Source organism: Roseobacter insulae (assembly GCF_019375555.1).
Classification (GTDB): domain Bacteria; phylum Pseudomonadota; class Alphaproteobacteria; order Rhodobacterales; family Rhodobacteraceae; genus Roseobacter; species Roseobacter insulae.
In genome coordinates this window covers 746,600-773,076 of record NZ_JAHXDN010000001.1, presented here as the reverse complement: position 1 = coordinate 773,076, position 26,477 = coordinate 746,600, and the positions used below count along the sequence as shown (strand labels likewise).

Annotated in this window: 21 protein-coding genes; 8 read left to right on the top strand and 13 right to left on the bottom strand. The window is 61.9% G+C overall.

The genetic code is table 11. The features are described from left to right. Positions 1-179: 179 nt before the first annotated feature. The 8 genes from KX928_RS03745 to KX928_RS03710 form a co-directional block, all read right to left on the bottom strand. On the bottom strand, positions 180-2,165 hold the full coding sequence (locus tag KX928_RS03745; protein WP_219499105.1) for a peptidoglycan-binding domain-containing protein: 1,986 nt from the start codon (positions 2,163-2,165) through the stop codon (positions 180-182). Continuing rightward, positions 2,162-3,460 (bottom strand): S1 family peptidase, encoded by a 1,299-nt coding sequence (locus KX928_RS03740; protein ID WP_219499102.1) that lies wholly within the window; start codon positions 3,458-3,460, stop codon positions 2,162-2,164. The genes KX928_RS03745 and KX928_RS03740 overlap by 4 nt, the downstream gene beginning before the upstream one ends. Before the next feature lie 4 nt (positions 3,461-3,464). Next, a complete protein-coding gene (locus KX928_RS03735) occupies positions 3,465-4,250 on the bottom strand; it encodes a M12 family metallopeptidase (protein WP_219499100.1) in 786 nt (261 codons plus the stop codon). A gap of 570 nt (positions 4,251-4,820) precedes the next feature. After that, positions 4,821-5,156, bottom strand: a complete 336-nt coding sequence (locus KX928_RS03730) for a GFA family protein (protein ID WP_444518279.1) — start codon at positions 5,154-5,156, stop codon at positions 4,821-4,823. Positions 5,157-5,380: 224 nt separating this feature from the next. Beyond that, on the bottom strand, positions 5,381-6,718 hold the full coding sequence (locus KX928_RS03725) for a S41 family peptidase (RefSeq protein ID WP_219499094.1): 1,338 nt from the start codon (positions 6,716-6,718) through the stop codon (positions 5,381-5,383). A gap of 6 nt (positions 6,719-6,724) precedes the next feature. After that, positions 6,725-7,855, bottom strand: a complete 1,131-nt coding sequence (locus KX928_RS03720) for a murein hydrolase activator EnvC family protein (RefSeq protein ID WP_219499092.1) — start codon at positions 7,853-7,855, stop codon at positions 6,725-6,727. Next, positions 7,852-9,369, bottom strand: a complete 1,518-nt coding sequence (gene gpmI / locus KX928_RS03715) for a 2,3-bisphosphoglycerate-independent phosphoglycerate mutase (protein ID WP_219499089.1) — start codon at positions 9,367-9,369, stop codon at positions 7,852-7,854. The genes KX928_RS03720 and gpmI overlap by 4 nt, the downstream gene beginning before the upstream one ends. Before the next feature lie 91 nt (positions 9,370-9,460). Continuing rightward, positions 9,461-12,394 (bottom strand): error-prone DNA polymerase, encoded by a 2,934-nt coding sequence (locus KX928_RS03710; protein ID WP_219499086.1) that lies wholly within the window; start codon positions 12,392-12,394, stop codon positions 9,461-9,463. Positions 12,395-12,526: 132 nt separating this feature from the next. Between KX928_RS03710 and KX928_RS03705 the strand changes: the two genes are divergently transcribed. From KX928_RS03705 to KX928_RS03695, 3 genes are all read left to right on the top strand, one after another. Further along, on the top strand, positions 12,527-12,994 hold the full coding sequence (locus KX928_RS03705) for a DUF1203 domain-containing protein (protein ID WP_219499083.1): 468 nt from the start codon (positions 12,527-12,529) through the stop codon (positions 12,992-12,994). Between the two features lie 79 nt (positions 12,995-13,073). Continuing rightward, the gene (locus KX928_RS03700; protein WP_219499080.1) at positions 13,074-13,250 is read left to right on the top strand and encodes a zinc-finger domain-containing protein; all 177 of its coding nucleotides are present in this window, start codon (positions 13,074-13,076) and stop codon (positions 13,248-13,250) included. A gap of 64 nt (positions 13,251-13,314) precedes the next feature. Next, entirely contained in the window at positions 13,315-13,764 is a 450-nt protein-coding gene (locus tag KX928_RS03695) for a hypothetical protein (RefSeq protein ID WP_219499076.1), read from the top strand. Positions 13,765-13,815: 51 nt separating this feature from the next. Here the strand turns inward: KX928_RS03695 and KX928_RS03690 are convergent, their stop codons facing one another. Next, positions 13,816-14,316 (bottom strand): hypothetical protein, encoded by a 501-nt coding sequence (locus KX928_RS03690; protein ID WP_219499072.1) that lies wholly within the window; start codon positions 14,314-14,316, stop codon positions 13,816-13,818. A 15-nt stretch (positions 14,317-14,331) separates the two neighbouring features. On the opposite strand from KX928_RS03690, the gene polA reads away from it, so the two are divergent. Continuing rightward, a complete protein-coding gene (gene polA, locus KX928_RS03685) occupies positions 14,332-17,133 on the top strand; it encodes a DNA polymerase I (protein WP_219499069.1) in 2,802 nt (933 codons plus the stop codon). A 60-nt stretch (positions 17,134-17,193) separates the two neighbouring features. Here the strand turns inward: polA and KX928_RS03680 are convergent, their stop codons facing one another. The 4 genes from KX928_RS03680 to KX928_RS03665 all read right to left on the bottom strand — a co-directional run bounded on the left by KX928_RS03680 (position 17,194) and on the right by KX928_RS03665 (position 19,679). Further along, positions 17,194-17,424: a DUF2798 domain-containing protein gene (locus tag KX928_RS03680; RefSeq protein ID WP_219499067.1), complete on the bottom strand. Its 231-nt coding sequence runs from the start codon at positions 17,422-17,424 to the stop codon at positions 17,194-17,196. Positions 17,425-17,518: 94 nt separating this feature from the next. Next, positions 17,519-18,283 (bottom strand): hydroxypyruvate isomerase family protein, encoded by a 765-nt coding sequence (locus KX928_RS03675; protein WP_219499064.1) that lies wholly within the window; start codon positions 18,281-18,283, stop codon positions 17,519-17,521. A gap of 34 nt (positions 18,284-18,317) precedes the next feature. After that, entirely contained in the window at positions 18,318-19,004 is a 687-nt protein-coding gene (locus KX928_RS03670) for an SDR family NAD(P)-dependent oxidoreductase (protein ID WP_257883502.1), read from the bottom strand. Between the two features lie 99 nt (positions 19,005-19,103). Beyond that, on the bottom strand, positions 19,104-19,679 hold the full coding sequence (locus KX928_RS03665) for a DUF1285 domain-containing protein (RefSeq protein ID WP_219499058.1): 576 nt from the start codon (positions 19,677-19,679) through the stop codon (positions 19,104-19,106). Positions 19,680-19,749: 70 nt separating this feature from the next. Here KX928_RS03665 and KX928_RS03660 point away from each other — a divergent pair, with 70 nt between their 5' ends. Genes KX928_RS03660 through KX928_RS03645 form a run of 4 tightly spaced genes read left to right on the top strand, consistent with a single transcriptional unit; the run spans position 19,750 to position 26,472 of the window. Continuing rightward, entirely contained in the window at positions 19,750-20,757 is a 1,008-nt protein-coding gene (locus tag KX928_RS03660; RefSeq protein ID WP_219499055.1) for an AAA family ATPase, read from the top strand. A gap of 41 nt (positions 20,758-20,798) precedes the next feature. Further along, on the top strand, positions 20,799-21,659 hold the full coding sequence (locus KX928_RS03655) for a DUF58 domain-containing protein (protein ID WP_257883582.1): 861 nt from the start codon (positions 20,799-20,801) through the stop codon (positions 21,657-21,659). Beyond that, on the top strand, positions 21,656-24,433 hold the full coding sequence (locus KX928_RS03650; RefSeq protein WP_219499049.1) for a DUF4159 domain-containing protein: 2,778 nt from the start codon (positions 21,656-21,658) through the stop codon (positions 24,431-24,433). The genes KX928_RS03655 and KX928_RS03650 overlap by 4 nt, the downstream gene beginning before the upstream one ends. After that, the gene (locus KX928_RS03645) at positions 24,430-26,472 is read left to right on the top strand and encodes a hypothetical protein (protein ID WP_219499046.1); all 2,043 of its coding nucleotides are present in this window, start codon (positions 24,430-24,432) and stop codon (positions 26,470-26,472) included. The genes KX928_RS03650 and KX928_RS03645 overlap by 4 nt, the downstream gene beginning before the upstream one ends. The last annotated feature ends 5 nt before the right edge of the window (positions 26,473-26,477 follow it).

Below are 26,477 nucleotides of genomic sequence, written 5' to 3'. Positions count from 1 at the left end.
GCACTGTGATGTCGCCGTTCTGGTCACATCCCGGGCATCTCACCGTATCTTCGCTGAACCAGCGCCTTGCAGACGATCGAAGCGTCAAGACCATGGGAACCGCTAACCCGCCATCCGGGCAACGGCGCCCCCCTCCGGACACAAGGCGAACGATCCGTCAATCGCCAGAGCCGTCAGAACTACTCGAGCGGAAGTCGTTGATCGCCGTAAACAAAACTCAGCTTCTGCTTGTCTCCCTCACTGAGAACACCGCGATTTGCAAACTTCGGATTGCAGAGGTTCATCACCGACTCCGGGTCATATGGAAACCCCAGGAAGAAGAAATCACTGTGTCCGCCACGCGGAAGATCACAATCCAACGGTGTGTCCGGCCGGCTGTTTTCAAGGACGAACCCCAGCACTTTGCCGAATTCATAGACAGCGAAACCGCGGATGCATGTCTCCGGGTGAGCCTTGCATCCCGTTGCATGCTCTTCAAAGGTCAGGTTCAGGACGACGCCACTTTCAAGACCCGCGAGCCGTCTGCCAAGGCTTCTCGTCCAAGGCCCCGAATCCTCGATGGTAATTCGGACACCACTCGCCGTGCTCGTGCATTTCGACCACCCGACAAACGTGATCCGGGAGTGTGCTTCCCAGCTGTCGCTGACCGATTTGCGAACAAGATCCATTGCCGGTTGATGTTCGGGACTGGGATTTTCCCAACATACGGGAATGGTGTCCTGCAGCCACATTCGGGTCAAAAAGCTTTCGCTCGTGGAGGAACTGCGTTGCGTGATCCCCACTGCAATTGCTTCGATGAACGTCGCCAGTTCGCCGAAATCGTCCCGTGACAGCTTTACTCCGAGATCGCCTTCCAACTGCTGGATTGCCGCTTCGGTGCGTTGCCCCATCAGACCATCAATCGCACCGACGGAGTATCCAAGCGATGCCAGCACGCGCTGCAGGTCGCGCACCGCCGGTCCCCTGTCCGGTAATGTCGCGATCTGCGGGTCGGCTGTGCCGCGCGGCTCCAGAAGCGCAATCTCTCCGGTCCGGCTGGTGGCGACCAGCGCCCGGTTCCCGGTGTGCGATATCGCAAGCAGATTAGGCGCAAAAGGCACTTCCACCGATGGCAGACTGTCGAGAACTTCGAAGCCGGCATTGTAGGACAGCTGCAAAACCTCGCGCGCGTTATTTGACGTGACCAGAATGCGCGCACGGTCGCAACTCGCGGAGACCCGCATAGGCGTTCGAGAGTATCGGACCCCTTCGTACCTGTCGATGGTCACAGACCTGCTCGCCAGTGCCCGTTTTTGCACCAGCGACTTGATCTCGAACTGCTCGAAGAATTCGCTGAATGTCACGGCGGTGATTGTTCCCTGGCTGTAGTCGGCCACGATAAACGGGCTGTCGTAAAAAACCCCCACACTGTCACACTCGCCGGTCAGATGGCGCCCGTCGACGGCAAAATGCAGACTGGGCAGAGAACTGGAAAAACCACTTTCATAGCCATGAACAGCGGTTCGCCCGCCTCGTTTGGGATAGGCGACAAGCTGCGATCCGCCCAACACATTGACAAAAAAATTGTCATAAGCCGGGTGTTCCCATGCTTTACCCACTGCGCCGACAAGGCGGTATGCACCCGCTCTTTGCATACCTTCAAACGGCCGCAGGATGATCAGTCCCGCCTCGTAGTCATTGGCATAGCTTATGAGCATATTGCGTTCGATAGTCGTTGTGCTGAAGAGCGGCGTGCCGACAACCGCCATCTTTCCGACATCGATCAGGTCAAGGTTGCGGTTGAAGACTTCCAGTTTGGCCTGCCCTTCGAACGTGCTGCTGAGCACCAACAGTAAATCGTCAACGGTCTGGATGTCGACGACACGCCCACTGTCAATCACCTGATCCGCCACGAGTTCGGGTACGATATCGCGTGGCTCATCATCAACTTCCGGCAGGCGCCAGACTTGCAGCAGTCCGGACCTTTCATCACCCAGATAGGTGAAATAATGCTCGCCATCATCGATGAACCCAACGTACTGAAGCGGGCCGGAAACACTCCACGTGTCAGTCAAGGCAAGCGGCGCAGGCGCGGCCTGGAATTTCGATACCGACTGGGCATATCCCGCGGCTGGCAAGGCCAGCCAGGTCACAAGAGCGGCGCAAAAAATGATGAGATGTTTCATTTGTTCAGGCACTCCGACAATTCGCAGGTAATGGCTAGTGTCACGGGCGCTCCCCGTTCCTGTTGCGGTTCCGTGAAGGGTACGATCGTGACATCCACGGACACCACTTTTGCCGTACCTTTGGGAACGGCCTTTATGGTTTCCTCGGCGAGCTTCTTGTTCAGCTTTTCCCGAAATGTGTCGATGATGAAAACACCCCTGCGATCCTTGTCCAGTATTTCTTTTCTCGTGAACCAGCTTTCTTTCTTTGTATTCGCGATCAGGGGCGGCAACTCGATAGGTGAAACCGCTTCCTTGTCCAGCGACGCATCATAGGCAAATTGGTTATATAGCGGCGTCACCAGCAACCCGATGTTCTCAATCTGAATCTCGCCGCCCAACAGCTTGCGGTATTCGATCCGCAAATCGCCCCTGTCATCAATTTCGGCATTCCAGTTGAAATTGCTGGCGACCGCTTCGATGTGATCCTCCACCGTGCCGATGCGCGAATGTGCGTCTCCGCCCTCCGGGATATCATCCCCCATGTCACCAACGGCCTTTTTGAGCCACTCAATTGCTGCGGAAAGCTCGCGATTGCGTTGTTCCAACTCTTTCAGCCGGATGTGGCTGGTCAGCGAGGCGGCAAGCTCGATCGGGACAAACACCGACTTTTGCGGAATGACCGCACCGGTATCCGAGTTTTTCAAAGACCCTTTCACCACCCCGATAACAGTGCCGTCCTCCAGATACACCGGGCTGCCACTCTGGCCGTTTTCCACCGAAAACTTCACCTGCTTGAGGTGCGGCGTGGTTCCCTGGTCATCGACGAAATAGCCATCGTCGGGCTGGTAGGTCGGTCCGGGAAAGCCCGATGTGTAAAGCTTCGTCGAGGGCGTCAGGTTTTCCGCGCCGTTGCCAAGCTTCATTGGGGTCAGCGTTTCCCCGTGCGGCAGCCGCGCTTTGAGCAGAACAAGGTCCATGAACGGGTTTGCCTCGACCACGGTCAGGTTCAACCTGTCGCCATCATAGTCAGCCTGCACACCGGTAATCGACAGCCGCAGGCTTTGGAATTTGATATGCTCGTCCAGCAGGTGATGCGAGGTCAGGATGAACCCGTCGTCGGTGATCACAAACCCGGTTGCCTGCGTTTGGATTTCATCCTTCAGTTTCGCATTGGGGCCGATCTGCGCGGTGCCCTTGGTTTCGATGAATATCAGCGAAGGGCGGGCGATCTCATGCGGTTCGGCGCGCGATGCGCCTGATGTACCAACCACCAAAAGTGCCACCAGCAAGACAAGTTTCGCGAAAGTGCCCATCTTTCTAATCCTTCCCGTAGATGTACTGCACCGCGAGGATATCAAGCTCGCTGAGCTTTCCGTTCCCCATTTGAACCGGATTGCAGTAGTTCATGACCGAGTCCTTATCCCAGGGCGTCAGCATCGTATCGCCTTTCGTACCCTGCGGTTTCTTGGTGCATTCTTCCGGGGTGTCGTGCCGGTTCTGCTCGTGGGCAAAGCCGATTGCATGGCCAAACTCGTGCACGGCAATCATTTTGGTGCACTGATCTTTCAAATCCTCCTGTGCACAGGTCGGGCTGAAAAATCCATATGTGAAGTTCAGGATCATCCCGCGGGGAACGCCGTTCACCTTCTTTCCCAGATACCGGACCCTCGGGTTGCTGTCCTCGACGCCGATCCGAATACCCTCCTGGCCGTCAACGCATTCGTCCCAGCCAATGAACGTCAGCGCGGAGTGCTTTTCCCAGCTTTGCGCAACGGCATCACGCACCACCTTCCGGTCGTGTTCATGGGCCTCGTCAAAATCCTCCCAGCACACGAATATCCCCTCGGTGGCATAGTTTTGTGGCCACTTTGCCGCCATCAGGGGAAAGGCCTTATCGACGATATTGGCCTCCTGCTCTGCCGTCAGCGTGCCATAAAAGAGTTCGGTGTCACCGGAGGCACCGATTTCGGGGGCCTCATTACCAGACGGGACCGAGAACAGACTGCCTTCGGTCTTTTCGTTCCAGTCGATATCGTTCAGGATCTTGGATTCCTGCGCAGACAGGCTTGTGGCCGCAAGACACAAGATGGCCCCACGCGTCATACGGCTGATCAAACATAGACTTGGTGTCACTCTGAAATTCTCCTCTGCAATTGATCTGAGAGTCGACAGCTTGCGGACGTGCATCGCGCTGTCTCAGACCTCGGTAGATGCTAAAAAGTTGCGGTATAAAAAGCTGGTGGCCCGGTCATGCCTCTGACCATTCACGATGTCGCCACGCCGAATGACGCGGGCCACAAGCTGAGAACGGTCAGCGATACCTGGCGTTAATCGCCCATCGCTTGTCTCAAAATAATGTCTCTCGGGCGTCTCACGTTCCAATACTGAGAAAAACACGGCCCCCCTCCTTCCCCGGCACTGTGGCGATGTTTTGCCCCCTCAGTTTACACGTATTCAGTGAAACTCAAAATCCGGAGTTGGAAAGGAGATGGCGCCGCCCGAGAAGGCGGCTGAGACCGTTGGGCTGAGGCCGGAACGCAGGCCCGCGCTGCGGTGCAGAGGGACCGCGCCTGCCGCCATGCGCCGCACCAAACCCACGCCGCCGCCCCCATGGTCCGAGACTTTGCGCGGGATCGCGCGCGGCACCGCCCGACAGGACGTGCCCGCACCTGATTACGTGACGGGATGGCCATCGAACTGCTGTGCATCGTCACAAATATGGGACCATGCCGGTTTTTCGGCGACAAACTCATGAAAGCGGTTCTGCAGATCCAGATCCCCATCGAGGGTGTTGGCCGCGATCGGAAAGCTCTCCGCCTCCGAAAGGATTTCACCCAGCGACGTGCCACAGGTTTTGCAAAAGCAGCGCCCGTATTTGTAAGGCGCAACCGGCGCGAAAAGCTGAACGAGATCCCGGCCTTCTATCCACTTCAAATCATCTTTCTTGATGAATACGAATGTACTCGCTCCCAGCTTGCGGCATCGCGAGCAATGACAGGTTCCCATCATCGTCGGTTTCGCCAAGAGTTCGAACCTGATCTTTCCACAGCAGCAGCTTGCGCTAATCATCGGACAGTTTCTCCCGGAAAAGTGATTGCTTCGTGAATAGAACAATACGTGAACATATATCACAGATCAATGCCAGACACGCTTGCAGATGTCCTGTTCAGGCACAAAAAAGCCCCGCGTGGTGACGCGGGGCTTTTTTGCGGTCTGCCCGGGGCAGGCAATGACTACTCTACCGGCACCAGAGCGTTGAGCCCCTTCAGGATGTCTATAGCATAAGCCAGCTGGTAGTCTTCCTCCCGCAAGGCCGCCGCGGCTTCGGCCTTAGCCCGGTCCGCTTCGATCTGTTTGATCTCGTCTTCGGACAGGCTGTCATTGTTCAGGCTGCCCCGCAAATCCGCTTCGGACCTGCGAAGACGTGCAGGGGTTTCGTCTTCATCCTCCTCACCGGGACGGGTACGGGGCTGTTGCACAACGATGTCCGGTGAAACGCCCAACGCCTGAATAGACCGCCCCGACGGTGTGTAATACCGCGCTGTGGTCAGCCGCATCGCGCCATCACCCCGCAGCGGCATCACGGTCTGCACGGACCCTTTGCCAAAACTCTTGGTTCCGACGACGATCGCGCGGCGGTGGTCCTGAAGCGCCCCGGCGACGATCTCAGACGCCGACGCGGATCCGCCGTTGATCAGCACCACGATGGGCTTCCCCTCGGCCAGATCGCCCTCGGTTGCGTTAAACCGCTCGCCATCCTGAATCTCGCGGCCCCGGGTGCTGACGATCTCGCCCTCATCCAGAAAAGCGTCGGAGACCCGGATCGCCTGCGTCAGCAAGCCGCCGGGGTTGTTGCGCAGATCGACGACGATGCCGTTGATCTTGTCCATGCCACCCGCGGCTTCGATCTGTTCCTTCAGACCGGCTTCGAGGTTGCCGTACGTCTGATCATTGAAGGTTGTGATCCGCAGAACCACCGTATCGCCTTCGGTCCGCGTGCGCACCGCCGTCAGCTTGATGGTGTCGCGGACAATCGAGATGTCAAAGGGTTCCGCCTCGCCCTCACGCACGATGGTGATCAGAATTTCAGAGCCCACCGGGCCGCGCATCATCTCGACCGCTTCGTCGAGGGTCAGGCCCAAGACCGAGTCGCCATTGACATGCGTGATGAAATCACCGGCCTCAACGCCCGCCTCATCCGCAGGCGTGCCGTCGATGGGAGAGACGACTTTCACGAAGCCCTCTTCCTGCGTCACCTCGATGCCAAGGCCGCCAAATTCGCCCCGTGTCTGAACCCGCATCTGCGCCGCATCGTCGGGCGACAGGTAACTGGAGTGCGGATCAAGCGAGGTGAGCATCCCGTCAATCGCCGCCTCGATGAGTTCCCCGGCTTCGACCTCTTCGACATATTGTGCCCGAATGCGTTCGAAGATGTCCCCGAACAAATCCAGCTGCTCATAGACGCTGCTCGATTTCGCCGCTTCCTGCGCCAGCAACGGGCCTGCGATCTGGGTCGTGGCTATGACGCCCGCAAGGGTGCCCCCCAGTGCCGCCATGGCAAATTTTTTCATCGTTCTCTATCCATTCTTGTCGGTTCGGAACCAGAGGCTCGGGTCCTCAGGCAGATTGTCCTGTCTTACCTCTATATAGAGCGTTTCTGACCGCTCTGCGCCAGTGTCATCACCATCTGTTGACAACTCTGACCGTTTTTTCGCCGCAGCGTCGCCCATAAGCCCTAAGGGAGCGCCCGCGTCAATGACTTCTCCGGCGGTGCCGTAAACGATGTCCAGACCGGCCAATACGAACAGAACCTGCGCCTGGGGCTCCAGGATGACCACCTGACCAAGATCCAGCAACGGCCCCGAATAGCGGATCGTGGCGGCAACCGGGCTGGTGACGATGGCTTGTGGACGTGTCGCCAGAATAATGCCGGGCCGGGTGATACCTGCGGCATCCGCCTCGCCCGCGCCGTGCAGCAGAATGCCTTGAACGGGCAGGGGCAGGTCGCCCTTCTCGCCCGCCAGCGAGGCCGGCGCCTCGGCCGTTTGGTCAACGCTGATGCGTTCCAATCCGCTTGCGAAACCCTCCAGCGTATCGGCGGAGGCGATCAATATCGCCTCGCGCACGGGGTCGTTGACAAAGCGCTTGGGCAACTCCGTGCGTTCAGCAATGGCCTGATTCAACGCGGTGCGCGCGTCCTGCACCTGCTGCAGACCATCCGCGAGACGCTCTGCCGCGTCCGTCTGCATACCCCGCAGAATTTGCAGATCCTGCAGATCGCTGCGCAGGGATACCGCCCGCGCGTTGAGTGCAGGCGTCATTTCCGCAAGCAGCATGCCCGCCCGCGCGGTGCCTGTCGGCCCACCGGGGTGAAGAAGTGCCACCGGCGACGGCCTGTCCCCCATCCGCTGCAACACGGCCAGAAGGGCGGCGATTTCCTCGTCGCGCACCTGCAGCTGGGTGGCGAGTTGTTCCTCCCGTATCGCCGCTTGGCGCAACCCGCTGCGCAGGGCACTCAACCCCGCTTCGAATGCCTGAACGGTTTCTGTCAAGGCGCGCACCCTGTCACGCGCGGTTTCGGCCTCCGCCAGCTGAGCCGATGCATCGGCCAGCATCGCCAACGCAACGCGCGCGCGCTCGGCGCTGTCCTGTTGCGCCCAGACAACGGTCGGCGCGAAAAGACAAAGGGCGCAGAGCAACCTTTTCATGCCAGCAAACACTCTCCGGTCATTTCCGACGGTGTCTCGATCCCCATCAGATGCAGGACAGTGGGTGCCAGATCGGCCAGTCGCCCATTCCTGAGCGTCGCACCCTCGGGCGCGCCCACAACAACAACGGGCACCGGGTTCAGGGTATGGGCCGTATGTGGCCCGCCCGTTTCGGGATCAATCATCACATCGCAATTGCCGTGATCCGCCGTGACGATCATCGCCCCCCCGACATCACGGAGCGCATCCAGAGCCTGTGCAAGGCCCGCATCGACGGCCTCACAGGCCTTGATCGCCGCCTCCAGATCGCCGGTATGCCCCACCATGTCGGGGTTGGCGTAATTGACAACGATGAGATCATAGCCGCTCCGGATGGCACCTACCAAGGCCTGCGTGACCTCCCCCGCGGACATCTCGGGCTTCAGATCATAGGTTGCGACATCCGGCGACTTTGGCATCTTGCGGTCTTCACCGGCAAAGGAAACCTCCTCTCCGCCATTGAGGAAGAATGTCACATGTGGATATTTCTCGGTTTCCGCCAACCGGTACTGGCGCAGCCCCTTCTGCGCGACCCAGTCGCCCAGCGTATTCACGATCTCGGGCTTCGGATACACTACCGACATATACGCGGAGTGCTGGTCCGAATAGGGTGCCATTCCCATCAACGCCGCCCACTGCGGTCGCTTGCCGGTGTCAAAGGCATCAAACTCCGGATCCCCGATGGCCGCCATGATCTCGCGGGCGCGGTCGGCGCGGAAGTTCAGGCAAAAGACACCATCGCCCGCCTGCGCCCCGGTGTAGCCGCCGATCACGGTGGGAGAGATGAACTCATCGGTCTCATCCCGCTCGTAGGCCGCATCGATGGCCGCCTCCGCGGAGGCCGCAGCCTCCCCTTTGCCACTGACAATCGCGGCATAGGCCCTGGCCACGCGGTCCCACCGGTTGTCCCGATCCATCGCGTAGTAGCGCCCGGTTAACGTGACGACACGTGCGGCCTCCGGCAATCCCTCCTGCAGGACCGCGATGTACTTCCTGACGGAAGAGGGGGGCACGTCACGTCCGTCCGCAAGGGCGTGGATCACAACGGGTACCCCGGATGCGTCGAACGCCCGGGCCGCAGCAATCATGTGGCTGACATGACCATGAACGCCGCCATCGGACACAACCCCAAGCAAATGAGCGGTGCCGCCGGTGGATTTCAAGGTCTCGGCAAAGGCGAGGATCCGCGCATTCTGCGCAAAAGCCCCTTCTTCAATCGCGAGGTCAATCTGCCCCAGATCCATCGCGACCACGCGGCCAGCACCGATATTGGTGTGCCCGACTTCGGAATTGCCCATCTGTCCCTTGGGCAAACCGACGTCCGGCCCGAAAGTGGTCAGCGTCGCATTTGGACAGGTCGCCATCAGGCGATCCATCGTGGGTGTTGTCGCCAGCAACGGCGCGTTACCTTCACGCCGATCGCTTATGCCCCATCCATCCAGAATGCACAAAACCACCGGTTTGCCTGTGCCCATCTGCCCATCTCTCCTCTGCAGGTTTTGCCGCGTTGTAACCGGTGCAGCGCGCAGGGTGAACCTCTTTCCCGCGCGCCTGCTTCTCTGGTTTTCAAATATCCTCGCCGAAGGCATGAAATTCTTTTGGCCCAGCGTCTGCTCCAGGTGTCAACCGGTCCCGCAGCAGCGCCAGCGGATGCGCCTTGAGTGTCAGCCGCATCGCCACGTAATCCTCGACAACCTCCTCGCCCAACGTCATTTCCGGCAGCAAGGCCGCAGGCTCGTCAATCGCCTCACCATCCAAATCTGCCGCAAACAACGGCAAGGGCGCACCCGGCACCAGCGCCCGTGCATCCCAAAGCGCGTTACGACGGCTGAGATCCAGAGCCGCGAAGGCATCGGCCTCCGCCAGACGCTGCACCATCGCGGGTGGCAAGCCGGCGCGCCGCCAGACATCGCGCACCGACCGGTAGCCGTTGCCGCGAGCCGCGGTGAGCCACGTGGCATCCTCCTCGCTCAGCCCCTTGATCTGGCGGAACCCCAGCCGCAGGGCCAGTCCGCCCTGCCCGTCAGGCTCCATCGTATTGTCCCAGAAACTGGCGTTGATACAGACCGGGCGCACCTCCACCCCATGCTCCCGCGCGTCCCGCACGATCTGCGCAGGGGCATAGAACCCCATCGGCTGCGCATTCAGCAACGCGCAGGCGAAAATCCCCGGATGATGGCACTTGATCCAGCTGGACGCGTAAACCAGCAGGGCAAAACTTGCCGCGTGACTTTCAGGAAAACCGTAAGACCCAAAGCCTTCGATCTGGGAAAAACAGCGCTCCGCAAAATCGTCCTCATATCCCTTGCGTTTCATTCCGCGTAAGAACAGGCTGCGAAATTCGCTGACATTGCCGTGCTTCTTGAAGGTCGCCAGCGAACGTCGCAGCCGGTCCGCCTGGTCAGGCGTGAAGCCCGCCCCCACGATGGCGATCTGCATCGCCTGCTCCTGAAAGAGCGGCACACCCAAAGTCTTGCCCAGCACGGCGCCCAACTCGTCCGAAGGAAAGGAAACTTCCTCCTCTCCGTTCCGGCGACGGATGAAAGGGTGCACCATATCCCCCTGGATAGGCCCGGGCCGGATGATCGCCACCTCGATCACCAGGTCATAGAAACAGCGCGGGCGCATGCGCGGCAAAAAATTCATCTGCGCACGTGATTCGACCTGAAAGACCCCGATACTGTCAGCCTCGCACAGCATGTCATAGACCGCCGGGTCTTCGGGCGGCAGCGTGGCCAGCGTGTAACCGGCGTTATGATGCATCCTGAGCAGATCAAAGGCCTTGCGGATGCAGGTCAGCATCCCCAGCGACAGCACATCCACCTTGAGAATCCCCAGCGCCTCGATATCATCCTTGTCCCAGCAGATGACCGTGCGCCCCTCCATCGTGGCGTTCTCAACGGGGACCAGCTCGTCCAGCCGCCCTTCGGTGATGACGAAACCGCCCACATGCTGGGAAAGATGCCGCGGAAAACCGTTGATCTCATAAACCAGCGCCAGCGTCTGCTGCAGGCGGCGGTCGCGTGCATCAAGGCCGATCTCGGCCATGCGCTCCGCCTCGATTCCCTTGGTGGAGAAAAACCCCCAAAGCTGCGAACTCAGCGCGGAAATCGTATCCTCCGTCAGCCCCATCGCGCGACCCACCTCGCGGATCGCACGTTTGCCCCGGTAATGCACCACTGTGGCGCACAGGCCCGCGCGGTGGCGACCGTAGCGTTCATAGATGTGCTGGATCACCTCTTCACGACGTTCATGCTCGAAATCCACGTCTATGTCCGGCGGTTCGTTGCGCGCCTCGGAGACAAACCGCTCGAAAACCATGGTGCCGACTTCCGGCGAAACAGAGGTCACCCCCATGCAGTAGCAGACCACCGAATTGGCCGCTGACCCGCGCCCCTGGCACAGGATGTCGCGCGATCGGGCAAAGTGCACGATGTCGCGTACGGTCAGAAAATAGGGCTCGTACTTCAGCCTAGCGATCAGCGTGAGTTCGTGATCGAGCAGTTTGTGTACCTTTTCGGGTGCGCCCTGCGGGTAGCGCCAGTTGAGCCCCTCGTAGGCCAGACGGCGCAGACGTTCGGACGGGGTTTCGGTTTCGCTGCCTTCCGACGGGTATTCGTAGCGCAGCTCATCCAGCGAGAAAGTCAGGCTCTGTGACAGGGAATAGGCGCGGTCAACCGCATCTTCGAACCCTGCAAAGAGCCGCCGCATCTCGGTCTCCGAGCGCAGGCGCGCCTCGCTGTTGGGCAGCGCCTCACGGCCCAGGTCATCGACCCTGCACCCCCGCCGGATGGCGGTGACCACATCCGCCAGCTTGCGACGCGCGCCGTGGTGCATCAGCGGGCAGGCACTGGCCAGCGTGGGCATCCCGAGGCGCGCCGCCTGACCCGTGAGGGCTGCAAAACGCTCTGGATCGCGACCATCGTATTGCGGTGACAGGCCAATGTGGATTTTCCCGGCAAAGCGGCGCGTCAGCGCTTGCGCCGTTTGCACCCATCCGCCCGCGCCGCGCGGTGACCCATGTGCCTGTGGCCAAAGGATCAGTTGCAGGGCCGCGCCCAATTCCATGAGGTCCGCCAGTTGCAGATCGCAGGCACCTTTCTCCGCACGCAGCCGTCCCGTCGACAGGATGCGGCACAGCGCCCCCCAGCCTTTCCGGTTTTCCGGCAGCACGGTCACCGGGCAGGCATCGGTGAACACAAGGCGGGCCGCCGGGATCAGCCGCGGCGTGACATGAAGCAGATTACCGGACGCAGCGAGACCTTCCGGCGCAGGTGGGCCAACCGGGCCATGCGCTGCCTCCCACGCCTCCCGCTCATGCACCTGCCTGCCGATCTCGCGGGCACGCGCATGCGCCCGCACAATGCCCGCAACCGAATTCTCATCCGCAATCGCTATCGCCCGCATGCCCAGCGCCGCCGCCCGGGACATGTATTCCTCCGGATGCGAGGCTCCTTTCAGAAAGGAGAAATTCGAGGTGATGTTGAGTTCGGCAAACATGACAAAGGCCTATTATATTCACCTTTTGTTCTTATTTGGAGTCCCTTTCGAAAGCGCATCATTCGGATCGATTTTCCGTGCTCAAACGGAGATAACCAGCGCCCAGGGAAATCACCCCAGAAGGAAACAGAAATGCCCAAATTCATCGCATTAGAGACTGATATGGTGCGCCATTGGCAAAACGGCGGAACGGACGTTCATGGCCAGGTGCCTGACCGCAGGATTTCAGATGGCAAAGGGAACCCCTGCCGCCACTGCCTGAAAGAAATCCCAGCCGGAGAGGAAATGCTGATTCTCGCGCACCGGCCTTTCGAAGGGGTCCATGCCTATGCTGAAACCGGGCCGATCTTTCTATGCGCAAGCGCCTGCGCGCGGGGCGGTGATACCGGCGACTTGCCGCATGTACTGACCACCTCTCCCGACTATCTGGTCAAGGGCTACTCGGCGGACGAGCGCATCGTGTACGGCACCGGCGAAGTCGTGGCGACCGAGGCGATAAAAGCCAAGGTCGCGGATGTTTTCCGAAACCCCGACGTCGCATTCATTCACGTGCGTTCCGCCCGCAACAACTGTTATCAGGCGCGGATCGAACGAGATTGAGCAATTGCCGCTGCATGGGCTTGCTCCGCGCCTGCGCTTTGGTCATAACTGCATCGCAGACCCAAAGGACAGGCCCATCATGCAGAAACCGCCCGAAACGAAGACTGTTGAAAGCTTCCGCATCGCCTGTGATGGCGGCGAAGGGGCGCTGGGCCATCCCCGGGTCTGGCTTCAGATCCCACGGGACACGGGCTGGGTCGAATGCGGCTATTGCGACTGCAAATTCGTGCACAAGGACTTTGTCGAAAAAGGCTGACGCGCAACAAAAAGCTGCCATTATTATAGTCTACCCGGTTATTGAAACAAACCGGAGTGGCCCGATGGAAACCGATGACCGCAGCATGACATTCTCCTATGCTGCCATCGCATTTGGCGCGTTGGGTATGTTTACCGCACTGTTCGTGCTCTACGCAGGCCCCTTCACGCCGCAACCCGATATCGGCACCTCGATTGGCGAGATCGCAGGCAATATGAAAGCCGCGGCCCAACGTGCCCTGCAAGGCCGGCCACAGCCCGAAGAGACCATCGTGCAACCCACGTGGGACATCGACCGCATCCTCATGGGTTCAGCGCCTGCGATGGGCGTGCTTGGCGTGGTTATGGCGATCATCGCCTACATCCGCCGCGAACCCAAACGGGCGGCGACCTGCGGCATGGCGATAAGCGTTGCCGCGATCTTTGTACAGGTCATCCTGCTCGTGGCGCTGATTGTCGCCGGTGTCATGCTTCTGATCGGCATCATGCAGAATCTGGACTCCATTCTCGGCTGACCTGTCCGTCGGTTCGGTCAGGCCCCGGATATTGAGCCCGGCTGGCGTGGTTCAGCTGATTGGCACCACTGAATTTGCGCAGGTCAGATTTCCATTTGGGTTGTTCGGGTCAACGGCCAGGAACTGTCGGATGTTGTTACCGGTCCAAACCCGCAGCTTCGATCCGTCGGACAACAGCCCATGACCGGTGGCCGTGCCGGTTCTGGGATCCTGGTAGGTGAAATAGGCGATGCCAATCCTGCCATCGTCGCACGAGAAATTGGCTTGTCCCACGCCGATAAAATTGCGAGGCACCCATTCACCTGAGCAAAAAGTGCCACTGTCGGTTTCCACGGCCAAGGTCCCTTCGCTGCGCCCCAGGGCGCGTCCTGTGAAAAAATCCCCTTGCTCGCCGACGCAACCCACAAACGGCACACAAACCTCCGAAGCGCCAACATCGGACTGGCAGCCAAAACCAGCCGCCTCATCCGCTATTCCCAGCGTCGCGCAAACGATGATTGCAGCGCCCGGCGCGATACGAGATAACACATGCACGTCTCCAACGGTCGACAATGAGGGCACCCTATTATGAGCACGACATTTGGCAAGGGGCATCATCTTCACCTGATCGACGGATCGGCTTTTATCTTTCGCGCCTATCACGCGCTGCCGCCGCTGACGCGCAAGTCCGACGGTCTGCCGATTGGCGCGGTTTCCGGCTTTTGCAACATGGTCTGGAAGATGCTGGAAGAGACCAAGGGCGATGATGCGCCGACCCATATCGCGGTGATTTTCGACAAGGGCAGCCACACCTTTCGCAATGAGATGTATGACCAGTACAAGGCCAACCGCGAGGCCATGCCGGAGGATCTGCGCCCGCAGATCCCGCTGACCCGCAGCGCCACCGAGGCGTTCAACATCGCCTGCAAGGAAAAAGAAGGGTACGAGGCCGATGATATCATCGCCACGCTGGCCCTGCAGGCACGCGAGGCGGGCGGGCGCTGCACGATCATCAGCTCGGACAAGGACCTGATGCAATTGGTAGGCGACGGCGTGGAAATGCTGGACGCGATGAAGAACAAACGCATTGACCGCGACGGCGTATTCGAGAAATTCGGCGTCTATCCGGAGCGTGTCGTGGATGTGCAGGCATTGGCGGGCGATTCCGTGGACAACGTGCCCGGTGCACCGGGCATCGGGATCAAGACAGCGGCCTTGCTGATCAATGAATACGGAGATCTTGACGCATTGCTGGACCGCGCCGGGGAAATCAAACAACCCAAGCGGCGCCAGACCCTGATCGACCATGCAGAGCAGATCAGACTGTCGCGCAAGCTGGTCCTGCTGGACGAAAAGACACCACTGGATTTCACGCTGGACGATCTGGAGGTCCGCGATCCGGATGCCGATAAGCTGATGCCCTTCCTGGCGGAAATGGAATTCCGGACCCTCACCAAGCGCATCGCCAACCAACTGGGTGTCGAGCCGCCGGTGATCGAGGACACGCCCGCCGCCGCGCCCGATGCTCCGGAGGTCGAGGACGTGCCTTTTGACCGCGCCGGTTACGCGAAGATCGGGACGGGTGAGGAGCTTCAGAACTGGATCGACCGAATCTATGAACGCGGGTATGTCGCGGTGGACACCGAGACCACCGGCCTGAATGAAATGACCGCTGAACTGGTTGGCATTTCGCTCTGTGTAGAGGCGGGCGAGGCCTGTTACCTCCCTCTGATTCACAAGAAACACAGCGGCGACGACCTCTTTGGTTCGGATGAGCTGGCCGAGGGGCAGATGCCCGTGACCGAGGCGCTGGACATGCTGAAGCCCGTTCTGGAGGATCCATCGATCCTCAAGATCGGGCAGAACATGAAGTATGACGCCAAGATCTTCGCACAAGTGGGGATCACCGTGGCCCCCATCGATGATACGATGCTGATGTCCTACGCGATGCACGGCGGGCTGCACGGGCACGGCATGGACACACTGTCCGAGCGCTACCTCAATCACACGCCGATCCCCATCAAGCCCCTGTTAGGCTCTGGTAAATCGGCGATTACCTTCGACAAGGTGCCGCTCGAGGACGCGGTGCCCTATGCCGCCGAGGACGCCGATATCACCCTGCGCCTGTGGCAGCAGTTCAAGCCGTCGCTGCACCGCGCGCAGGTGACCCGGGTGTATGAAACGCTCGAACGACCGATGGTGCCGGTACTGGCCGAGATGGAGCGCACGGGCATCAAGGTCGACCGTGACACGCTCAGCCGCATGTCCAACGCCTTCAGCCAGAGCATGGCCGGGCTGGAGGACGAGATCCACAAGCTTGCAGGCCGCAGTTTCAACGTCGGCTCGCCGAAACAGCTGGGCGAAATCCTCTTTGACGAGATGGGGCTGGAAGGTGGCAAGAAAGGCAAAACAGGGGCCTATGCGACCGGTGCCGACGTGCTCGAAGACCTCGCCACGGAGCATGAACTTCCCCGGCGCATTCTCGACTGGCGACAGCTCAGCAAGCTGAAATCGACCTACACCGACGCGCTGCAGGACCATATCAACGCAGACACGGGGCGGGTGCACACATCCTACTCCATCGCCGGGGCTTCAACCGGGCGGCTGGCCTCGACCGACCCGAACCTGCAAAACATCCCGATCCGCACCGAGGAAGGCCGCCGCATCCGCGAGGCCTTCGTGGCCGAAGAAGGCAAGACACTGGTCGCGCTTGATTACAGCCAGATCGAGTTGCGCATTCTCGCCCATATCGCGGATATTCCCGCACTCAAGGAGGCATTCCAACGCGGCGACGACATCCACTCGATGACCGCCTCGGAGATGTTCGACGTCCCCATGGAGGACATGACACCGGAAATCAGACGCCGCGCCAAGGCGATCAACTTCGGGGTGATCTACGGCATTTCCGGCTTTGGTCTCGCACGCAACCTGCGCATTCCACGGGGCGAGGCGCAGGGGTTCATCGACCGCTACTTCGAGCGGTTTCCCGGAATCCGGACCTATATGGACACCACCAAGGCCTTTGCGAAGGAACATGGCTATGTGCAGACGCTGTTTGGCCGCCGCATCCACACCCCGAACATCACCGCGAAAGGCCCGCATGCGGGTTTTGCGGCCCGCGCCGCCATCAATGCGCCGATTCAGGGGACAGCGGCAGATGTGATCCGCCGCGCCATGGTGCGGATGCCGGATGCCATTGCGCATTTGCCCGCAAAGATGCTGTTACAGGTGCATGACGAACTGCTTTTCGAAGTTGAAGAAGGCGCGCAGGAAGACCTGATCAGCGCCGCGCGCGGCGTGATGGAATCCGCCCCCGACCCGGTAGTAAAGCTGGACGTGACGCTGAATGTCGATGCGGGTGAAGGCCCCAACTGGGCTGTCGCACATTGATCAACCGACGGTCTGTAGAGCGGCCGCCACGGTCTGCGACGCGCGGACGCGCGGCCTGGCTTACGCGTCCAGCCGGGTGAGTTTCGCGACAAGCCGTCGGGCAATCGGGGAGACAACCAGAAGCGTGGGGTAAGCGACCATCCAGCTCGGCAGCCAGTTGCCGAGCCAGAGGGTCACGAACCCGTCGATCATGCCGACTGTCCGGTATGTCGCGATCCCCGAAACCATCATCGACATCAGGCCGGACAGGACGAAGCCAAAAACGAAATATGCGTAACGTGCGGGTATCATCGCCGGTCTCCTTGCGCAGTCCACACTACCTAAGATGCGCCGCGGCAAAGTGCATGCGCGTTGGTGCACAGATGTATCGCCGTTTTTGCCGATGTCAGCGTCGCAGCGCCTGCAGCCACCCAAGGCTGTCTTCGGTGGGCATCGTCGGCGTGTATTCCGCGCTGATCCAGCCCGCATAGCCGCTGGCCCCCACGGCGGCGAAAAACCGGTCGAAATCCACCTGTCCGCTGAAAGGCGGGCTGCGCCCCGGCGCATCGCCGATCTGAATATGCCGCACCCATTTCCTGTGCGCTTCGAATACGGCAAGGCAGTCACCGTGGATCATCTGCGCGTGGTAGGTATCGAATTGAAGGCCGACATTGGGCGCCTGCAACTCCTCCAGTATCTCGACGGCCAGGTCAAAACTGTCCAGAAAGTACCCCGGCATATCGGTGCCGTTCAAAGGCTCCAGCGTCAGGGTCATGGTATCCGGCACGGTATCCGCCGCCACCGCAAGATTTTCCAGCAACGTGGCCCGGGCATCGGGGCCATGCGCGACACCGGCCATGATGTGCAGGGTCGGGACGCGCAGGGCGTCGCAATAGCGCACCGCCCGCCGCAGATCGAAACGAAATCGCGCCTGACTGCCGGGCACAGCGGCAAACCCTCGCGGCCCGCCGGTGTAATTCGGTGGCGGTGCGTTGATCAGCACCATGGGCAAACCGCAGCGCATCAGGGCGCGCTGGGTGTCTTTCGCCGGCATGTCATATGGGAACAGCACTTCCACGCCGTCAAATCCCGCATCCGCGGCTGCGCCGAAACGGTCCAGATACGGCAGTTCCGGCCACAGGTGGCTCAGGTTAGCAGCGATTTTGAACATGAATCCTCAGCCTGTTTGTCAACCAGACTAGGGATCAGAAACGCTCCACCCAAGGGCGCACCGCAATTTCACTGCTCCAGGTCGACCGGTGCTGATCGATCAGTTGCAGATAAGCCACGGCCAGCGCATCGGGGTCCAACATCCCGTCGCCGCCGTCCTCTGCGCGACCCGGGTTTGCAATCGCGCCATCAATATTGACCCAGGCCACGTGAATGCCCTGCGGATGCAGTTCGCGGGCCATCGATTGCGCCAGACCACGCTGCGCAAACTTGCCCATCGCAAAAGGGGCGGAGTTGGCAAACCCCTTGACCCCGGCAGACGCGCCGGTGAAGAGGATCGTCCCTTTCACATCGCCATCGTTTTCCAGCATCAACCGTGCTGCCTGCTGGCCGGTCAGGAAGGCCCCGAACGCCGTGACCTCGATGGCTTTGCGGACCGTGTCCGGGTCGAGCTCGGCAATGCTGCCGCGCACCCGGGCCGAAGGGTTGTAGACCGCTACCCGCAGCGGGCCGGAAAGGCCGTCGAACAGGGCTTTGACCTGCGCCGGGTCGCTGCCGTCAAGGGCGATGGTTGTCGCCTTGGTGTCCGCCGCCAGATCCGACAGCTTTGCCGGGTCGCGCGCGCCCAGAACCAGATTGTAGCCCCGTGCCGCGAGTTTGCGGGCCACCGACGCGGACAGCCCGCTGCCTGCGCCAATGATAACGGCCGTGCCCTTGCCCATGCTCATCTCCCTGTTGTGACAACTTTAAATTAGCACGGTGCCGGGGTTTCCAAAGGCCTGTCATCGCACAGTGCTTGTGCGCCTTTTCACGCCCCGTCGCTATGGCAGTTCGGCACTGGGAATGATGCGAAAAAACGTCCCCTGCGACCACACCCCGAACCAGTCTTCGAAATGCTCGCCCAGATCCACGAGGCGGTAAAAGCTTTTGCGGTCGATCAGGGCTTCGAGATCGGCCCGGATCAGCACGTAGGGCGACGGCTCCCCGGTGGCGTCGTCACGCGTCACGCGGATCGGCAAGTCGGGACCGGCAACCGCCACATCGCCCACTTGGGTCGTGAATGTCAGAACCTGCTCCTGCCCGGTGCCACGCGCTTCGAAATCCACGGCGACAAAGGGGGCATCATCGACAACGATCCCGACCTTTTCGACAGGCGTGACCAGAAAATACTTCTCGCCCTCTTTCTTGAGAATCGATGAAAACAATTTGACCAATCCGGGGCGCCCGATCGGTGTGCCCTGATAAAACCATGTACCGTCACGCGCGATGCGCATGTCCAGATCGCCGCAAAACGGCGGATTCCACAGGTGTACAGGCGGCAAACCGCGTGTTTTCGCGGCAGTTAAAGAGGCGGCAAGGCTTTCTGCCGAAGGTGTCACGGTTTTTTGTCCACTCATTGCTTTTGCCATTTCCCTCACGCGCGATAGAGTTACATCTAACATATATATTTCATCGGAGTGGCTTGTCATGAGTGAAGCAGAAGATTTGGTCGCAGAGATCGAGGCCCTCGGCGACAAGCTGGCCGAGGCGAAAGCCTCGGTGACAAAGCGGTTCATCGGGCAGGAGCGCGTTGTCGAACTGACGCTGACCGCGCTCTTGTGTGGCGGCCATGGTCTGCTGATCGGCCTGCCGGGTCTGGGCAAGACGCGGCTGGTCGAGACGCTGTCGACCGTGATGGGGCTGCATGGCAACAGGGTGCAGTTCACACCGGACCTGATGCCCGCCGATATCCTTGGCTCCGAAGTTCTCGACACCGCCGCCGACGGCAGCCGGGCGTTTCGGTTCATCCAGGGTCCGATCTTCTGCCAGCTGCTGATGGCGGACGAGATCAACCGCGCCAGCCCGCGGACGCAATCCGCGCTGTTGCAGGCGATGCAGGAAAAGACCGTTACCGTCGCGGGTGAGAACCGGGCACTGGGCGTGCCGTTTCACGTTCTGGCCACGCAGAACCCGATCGAACAGGAAGGCACCTATCCGCTGCCCGAAGCGCAGCTCGACCGTTTCCTTGTGCAGATCGACGTGGATTACCCGGATCGCGACACCGAGCGGGACATTCTGCTGGCGACAACCGGCGACACAGAGGCGCAATCCACCGAAGTGTTCACCGCGGCGGAGCTTATCGCGGCCCAGCACCTTTTGCGCCGCATGCCCGTGGGCGACAGCGTGGTGGAAATGATCCTCGATCTGGTGCGGGCGTTCCGGCCCGAAGAGGACAGCGCTTCGCAACAGGTGCGTGAAACCGTGGCCTGGGGTCCGGGACCCCGCGCCGCACAGGCGCTGATGCTGACCGTGCGCGCCCGCGCGCTGCTGCAAGGCCGGCTTGCGCCCTCGGCAGAGGACGTGCTGGACATGGCGCGCCCCGTGCTCAGCCACCGCATGGCGCTGAACTTTGCGGCCCGCGCCCGGGGTGACAGCCTGTCCGGCCTCATCGATGCCACCGCCGCCCAACTGGCGGGGTCAAAAGCAGCCGCGTGACCCCCTCGACACTCTCTCAGGACAGCTCCAGACCGACGGCCCTGCGGGCGGACGCCGAGTCGCAGGCGGCATCGCTGCCAGCCCTGCTGGCGCGCGCCGAACATCTGGCCGGTGCCGTCCTGCTGGGGGATCACGGGCGCAGGCGCGCTGGCATGGGGGATGATTTCTGGCAGTACCGGCCGGCGCAAAGCGGCGATAGCCGTCGCCTGATCGACCACCGGCGGTCCGCGCGCGGCGATCAGGAATTTGTGCGCGAACGCGAATGGCAGATCGCGCAATCGGTCATGCTCTGGGTGGATCAGGGCGCCTCCATGCGGTTCTCCAGCGCGGATGATTTGCCTCTGAAGGCGGATCGCGCGCGTCTGCTCGGCCTGGCCACGGCCATCCTGCTGGTGCGCGGTGGCGAACGCGTGGGCCTGACGGGCACCGCCCTGCCGCCACGGCGCGGGAACGCGCAAATCCTGCGGCTGGCGGAGATGTTCACCCAGGACGCCGCCGAAGACTACGCCCCCCCGGAGCATCGTGCGATGATCCCCTCGGCCCGGGCGCTGTTCATCTCGGATTTCATGGGGGATATCGACGAGGTCAGACTGGCCCTGACAAAAGCCGCCGACCGCGGTGTGCGGGGCGTGCTGATGCATATTCTGGACCCCTCCGAAGAAGCCTTTCCCTTCCGGGGTCGCACGATATTCGAGAGCGTCGGTGGCAGCCTCAGCCACGAGACCCTGAAGGCCAGTGAACTCAAGGATCGTTACCTCGAACGCCTGGCCGCGCGGAAATCGGAGTTGCAGAAACTCTGCGCCCTGACAGGGTGGCAATATGGTCTTCACCACACGGATGCATCCGCGCAATCGGCGTTACTGTGGCTCTACCGGGCTCTGGATACCGGGGGCCTGCGATGACCGTTTTGGGCGGCATAGGGTTCACGGCCCCGTGGTTGCTTCTGGCGCTGCTTGTGCTGCCGGTGCTCTGGCTGATCCTGCGCGCGGTGCCCCCGGCCCCGATCCGTCGGCGCTTTCCCGGGGTCGCCCTGTTGCTGGGGCTGAAAGACGATGAAACCGTTTCGGACCGCACGCCGTGGTGGCTGCTGTTGCTGCGCATGCTGGCGGTCGCCGCGATCATTCTGGGGCTGGCGGGCCCGGTGCTGAACCCCAGTGAGGATCAGGCACAGGGCGATGGCCCCCTGCTGATCGTTCTGGACGGAAGCTGGGCGGGCGCGACCCGCTGGACCGAACAGGAAGAAGCGATTGCGGCACAACTGACCCGCGCCAGCCGCGCCGGGCGTACGGTCGCTTTCCTCGACATGGCGCGCCCCGAACCGCCCGTCTTCCAGACCGCGGATGTCTGGCGCAGCCGGTTGCCGGGGTTCCGTCCGGCACCCTGGCAGCCTGATGCCGCCCGCGCGGCCCAGGCGGTCTCCTTCGCCGCCGCGCAGGACGGGTTTGACACGCTCTGGTTCAGCGACGGTCTGGATTATCCCGGTCGTGAAGACGCCTTGGCGGCTTTTGAGTCCAGGGGATTTGTCGAAGTCTACCAGACGGCGGCCAATGTCTTGGCCCTGGCGCCGGCGGGTTTCGAGGATGGCGCGGTGCAGCTGACCGCCCTGCGCGCCGCCGCCGGGCCCGAACGTGAAGTGACCTTTCAGGCGAACGGGCGCGACCCGGCCGGGAATGCCAGCATTCTGGCCACCGCCTCCGCGACATTTCAGGCAGGCAACACCATTGCCACCACTGCGCTGGCACTGCCATCCGAGTTGCGCGCCCGCATTACCCGCTTTGATCTTCAGGGGCAGCGCTCGGCGGGCACAACGACGCTTGCGGATGACGGCCTGAGACGGCGCGAGGTTGCGCTTATCACCGGCAGTGAAAACCGCGAGGGTTTGCCCCTCCTGTCGCCGATGCATTACATCGAACAGGCTTTGCTGCCGACGGCTGACCTCATTCGCGGGGATCTGCGCGATGTGCTGCCCGCCAATCCGGATGTGATCGTGCTGGCGGATGTGGCGACCCTCGCCCCGGCAGAGGCCGAACAACTCGGCGCATGGATCGACGAAGGCGGCATGCTGGTGCGCTTTGCCGGCCCGCGCGTTGCCGCCAGCGATGTCAGCCGGATCGATGAGGACCCGATGATGCCGGTGCGCCTGCGCTCGGGTGGCCGCACCGTGGGCGGCGCGATGAGCTGGGGCGCCCCGAAAAAGCTCGCGCCCTTCCGGGAAACATCGCCTTTCTTCGGGCTGCGGATACCGGATGACGTGCAGGTGACAAGCCAGGTCATGGCGCAGCCTGACCCGACGCTCGCCGCCCGCGTGATCGCCGAACTGACCGATGGCACGCCGCTGGTCACCCGCAAGATGCGCGAACAGGGGCAGATCGTGCTGTTCCACATCACCGCAACGGCGGATTGGTCCACCCTGCCGCTGTCCGGTCTTTTTGTGCAGATGCTGGAACGGCTCGCGGTATCGACCTCCGCAACACGGCCCAGCGTCACCCAGCTTGAGGGCACGACATGGACGCCCGAACTGGTGATGGACGGCTTCGGCGCGCTGCGCGATGCCGGAACGCTGCCGGGTGTGCCGGGTCCCGATCTGCTTAACGCGCCGCCCGGCCCGGACATGCAGCCGGGCATCTACGCCTCGGGCGACCGCCGCCTTGCGCGCAATGTCATCGAGGCTGAGACGACGATCACGCCGGTGACATGGCCCGTACGTATCCCGGTCAAAGGGTTCGCCGTGCCGCCGGAACAGCCCGTGGCCGGGTGGTTGCTCAGCCTGGCGATATTGCTTCTGCTGGCGGATGTGGTCGCCTCGCTGTCGCTCTCGGGCCGCCTGCTGGGAACCGTGAACCGCGCCGCCATGGTCGCGCTTGCGGTCACCGCGGGCGTGATGACGCCCGGGACCGGCCATGCCCAGACACCGCAGGCCGATCTCTTTGCGCTTGATGCAACGGCGGAGCTGGCGCTGGCCTATGTGCAGACCGGCAATCAGCGGGTGGACGAGATGTCCGAAGCCGGGCTGCGCGGCCTGTCCGACACGCTGTTTTTCCGCACGTCGGTAGAACCCGCCGCCCCGATGGGCGTCGATCTGGAAATGGACGAGCTGGCGTTCTTCCCGATCCTCTACTGGCCGATAACACCGGACCAGCCGCGCCCCTCCTCCGAAGCCTATGCCAAGCTTAACGAATACCTGCGCTCCGGCGGCCTGATCCTTTTCGACACCCGCGATGCTGACATTGCGCGCTTCGGTGCGGCCAGCCCGAACGGGCGCAAGTTGCAGGATCTTGCCGCCCCGCTGGACATTCCGCCGCTGGAACCGCTGCCCGCAGACCATGTGCTCACCCGCACCTTCTACCTCTTGCAGGACTTCCCCGGGCGTCACGCCAGCCGGGATGTCTGGGTCGAAGCTGCCCCGCCGGATGCCGAGCAGGTCGAGGGCATGCCGTTCCGCAATCTGAACGACGGCGTGACACCGGTTGTCATCGGCGGCAATGACTGGGCAGCGGCCTGGGCGGTGACCTCCAGCGGCGCCCCGCTGGTGCCGATCGGGCGCGGATTTACCGGCGAACGCCAGCGCGAAATTGCCTTTCGGTTCGGCGTCAACCTCGTGATGCACGTGCTGACCGGCAACTATAAATCCGATCAGGTGCATGTGCCTGCCTTGCTCGACAGGCTGGGCCAATGACCGGCAGCATCGTCTTTGATCCGCTCATCCCGTGGTCGCTCTTGGCCATGGTGGCTGTCGTCGCGCTGATCGGCGTGATGCTGGCCGCCGTGCGGCGGTTGAACGGATGGGGCCTGCGCGCGCTTGCCGCCCTTGTAATCATCGGCGCGCTCACCGGACCGTCGTATCAGCAGGAAGACCGCGCACCGCTGACCGATATTGTCATTCTGCTGGAAGACGACAGCGCGAGCCAGAACCTGTCTGACAGGGCGGATCAGGTGGCCTTTGCCGCCGACACGCTTGCCGCACGGATCGCCGCGCGCCCGAACACGGAAATCCGCCGGGTCACCGTCCCGGATGGCGAAGGCGACGCGGGCACGCAATTGATGACCGCCCTCTCCAAGGCCCTGGCAGAGGAACCGCGCGCGCGCATTGCCGGTATTCTCGCCGTCAGCGATGGCCGCATCCATGATGCGGATCTGCCGCTCGAACTGCCGGCACCGATGCACCTGCTGATGACCGGCAAATCCACCGACTGGGACCGCCGCCTGAGCATTCGCAATGCCCCGGCCTTCGCCATCATCGGCGAACCTGTGACGCTCACCCTGCGCATCGAGGACATGGGGGCGGCACCCGACGGCACCGGGCTTGCGCCGCTGGAAATATCGGTCGACGGTGACGCCCCGCAAAGCTTTCAGGTGCCGCTTGGCCAGGACATCGAACTGCCGGTGACCCTGCCCCACGGCGGGCGCAATGTGATCCAGTTCACCGTGCCGGAAGCGCCGGGCGAGCTGACCGACCGCAACAACACCGCGCTGATCCAGATGAACGGCGTGCGCGACCGTCTGCGCGTCCTGCTGGTGAGCGGAGAGCCGCACCCCGGCGGGCGCACATGGCGCAACCTGCTGAAATCGGACAGCTCCGTCGATCTGGTGCATTTCACCATTCTGCGCCCACCGGAAAAGCAGGACGGCGTCCCGGTCAACGAACTCTCGCTGATCGCCTTCCCGACCCGGGAGCTGTTTCTTGAAAAGATCGACGACTTCGACCTGATCATCTTCGATCGCTACAAACGCCGGGGCATTCTGCCAGCGCTCTACCTCGACAATGTCGCCAACTACATCCGGCAGGGCGGCGCCGTGCTGGTGGCCGCGGGCGAGGATTTCGCCGGTGCCGACAGCATTTTCCGCTCTCCCCTTGGCACGGTTCTGCCCGCCGCCCCGACCGCGCGTGTTCTGGAAGAACCCTATCTCCCGGCCATCACCGACCTGGGCCAGCGTCATCCGGTGACAACGGATTTGCCGGGGGGCGGGGATTGGGGCCGATGGCTGCGTCAGGTCGATGTGGCCGAAGCGCGGGGCAACGTTGTGATGTCCGGCATCGCGGAACGACCGCTTCTAGTGCTTGACCGGGTGGGTCAGGGCCGGGTCGCCCTTCTGGCTTCCGATCACGCCTGGCTCTGGAACCGCGGGTACGAAGGCGGCGGGCCGCAGCTCGAACTCCTGCGTCGTCTGGCACATTGGATGATGAAGGAACCCGAACTGGAAGAAGAGTCTCTGACGGCGGAGGCCACCGGCCAGACCATGCGCATCCGCCGGCGCACGCTGGAGGATACAGTGCCGCCGCTGACCCTGACAGACCCGTCTGGAAACGTCTCTGAACTGACCCTGCGCGACGCCAGTCCCGGGGTGTTCGAAGGGGTGTTCGAAGGCCCGGAAATCGGGCTCTACCGGCTGGAGAATGGCGATCAGACAGCGGTCATCGGGCTTGGTCCCGCCGCGCCGCGCGAATTTGAGCAGACCATCGCGACGCCGGATGTTCTGGCACCGGTGCTGGCCGGTCTGCGCGGTGGCACCATCCGGATCGAAGACGGGCTGCCCCGGATACGCAACGTGCGCCTCGGGCGTCCCGCCGCGGGGCGTGGCTGGGTCGGACTGACCCCGCGCGATGCCTTTGAAACCCGGGACGTCCGGCAGTCTAACCTGCTGCCCGGCTGGCTGGTTCTGCTGTTGTCGGCGGGCCTGATCACTGCCGCCTGGCTGCGCGAGGGTCGCAGGTAAGTCTT

What these genes read in the sequence shown, in the direction of transcription:
- KX928_RS03745 (WP_219499105.1), bottom strand. Translation starts at nt 2,165, where the DNA reads ATGAAACATCTCATCATTTTTTGCGCCGCTCTTGTGACCTGGCTGGCC.
- KX928_RS03740 (WP_219499102.1), bottom strand. Translation starts at nt 3,460, where the DNA reads ATGGGCACTTTCGCGAAACTTGTCTTGCTGGTGGCACTTTTGGTGGTT.
- KX928_RS03735 (WP_219499100.1), bottom strand. Translation starts at nt 4,250, where the DNA reads ATGACGCGTGGGGCCATCTTGTGTCTTGCGGCCACAAGCCTGTCTGCG.
- KX928_RS03730 (WP_444518279.1), bottom strand. Translation starts at nt 5,156, where the DNA reads ATGATGGGAACCTGTCATTGCTCGCGATGCCGCAAGCTGGGAGCGAGT.
- KX928_RS03725 (WP_219499094.1), bottom strand. Translation starts at nt 6,718, where the DNA reads ATGAAAAAATTTGCCATGGCGGCACTGGGGGGCACCCTTGCGGGCGTC.
- KX928_RS03720 (WP_219499092.1), bottom strand. Translation starts at nt 7,855, where the DNA reads ATGAAAAGGTTGCTCTGCGCCCTTTGTCTTTTCGCGCCGACCGTTGTC.
- gpmI (WP_219499089.1), bottom strand. Translation starts at nt 9,369, where the DNA reads ATGGGCACAGGCAAACCGGTGGTTTTGTGCATTCTGGATGGATGGGGC.
- KX928_RS03710 (WP_219499086.1), bottom strand. Translation starts at nt 12,394, where the DNA reads ATGTTTGCCGAACTCAACATCACCTCGAATTTCTCCTTTCTGAAAGGA.
- KX928_RS03705 (WP_219499083.1), top strand. Translation starts at nt 12,527, where the DNA reads ATGCCCAAATTCATCGCATTAGAGACTGATATGGTGCGCCATTGGCAA.
- KX928_RS03700 (WP_219499080.1), top strand. Translation starts at nt 13,074, where the DNA reads ATGCAGAAACCGCCCGAAACGAAGACTGTTGAAAGCTTCCGCATCGCC.
- KX928_RS03695 (WP_219499076.1), top strand. Translation starts at nt 13,315, where the DNA reads ATGGAAACCGATGACCGCAGCATGACATTCTCCTATGCTGCCATCGCA.
- polA (WP_219499069.1), top strand. Translation starts at nt 14,332, where the DNA reads ATGAGCACGACATTTGGCAAGGGGCATCATCTTCACCTGATCGACGGA.
- KX928_RS03680 (WP_219499067.1), bottom strand. Translation starts at nt 17,424, where the DNA reads ATGATACCCGCACGTTACGCATATTTCGTTTTTGGCTTCGTCCTGTCC.
- KX928_RS03675 (WP_219499064.1), bottom strand. Translation starts at nt 18,283, where the DNA reads ATGTTCAAAATCGCTGCTAACCTGAGCCACCTGTGGCCGGAACTGCCG.
- KX928_RS03670 (WP_257883502.1), bottom strand. Translation starts at nt 19,004, where the DNA reads ATGGGCAAGGGCACGGCCGTTATCATTGGCGCAGGCAGCGGGCTGTCC.
- KX928_RS03665 (WP_219499058.1), bottom strand. Translation starts at nt 19,679, where the DNA reads ATGAGTGGACAAAAAACCGTGACACCTTCGGCAGAAAGCCTTGCCGCC.
- KX928_RS03660 (WP_219499055.1), top strand. Translation starts at nt 19,750, where the DNA reads ATGAGTGAAGCAGAAGATTTGGTCGCAGAGATCGAGGCCCTCGGCGAC.
- KX928_RS03650 (WP_219499049.1), top strand. Translation starts at nt 21,656, where the DNA reads ATGACCGTTTTGGGCGGCATAGGGTTCACGGCCCCGTGGTTGCTTCTG.
- KX928_RS03645 (WP_219499046.1), top strand. Translation starts at nt 24,430, where the DNA reads ATGACCGGCAGCATCGTCTTTGATCCGCTCATCCCGTGGTCGCTCTTG.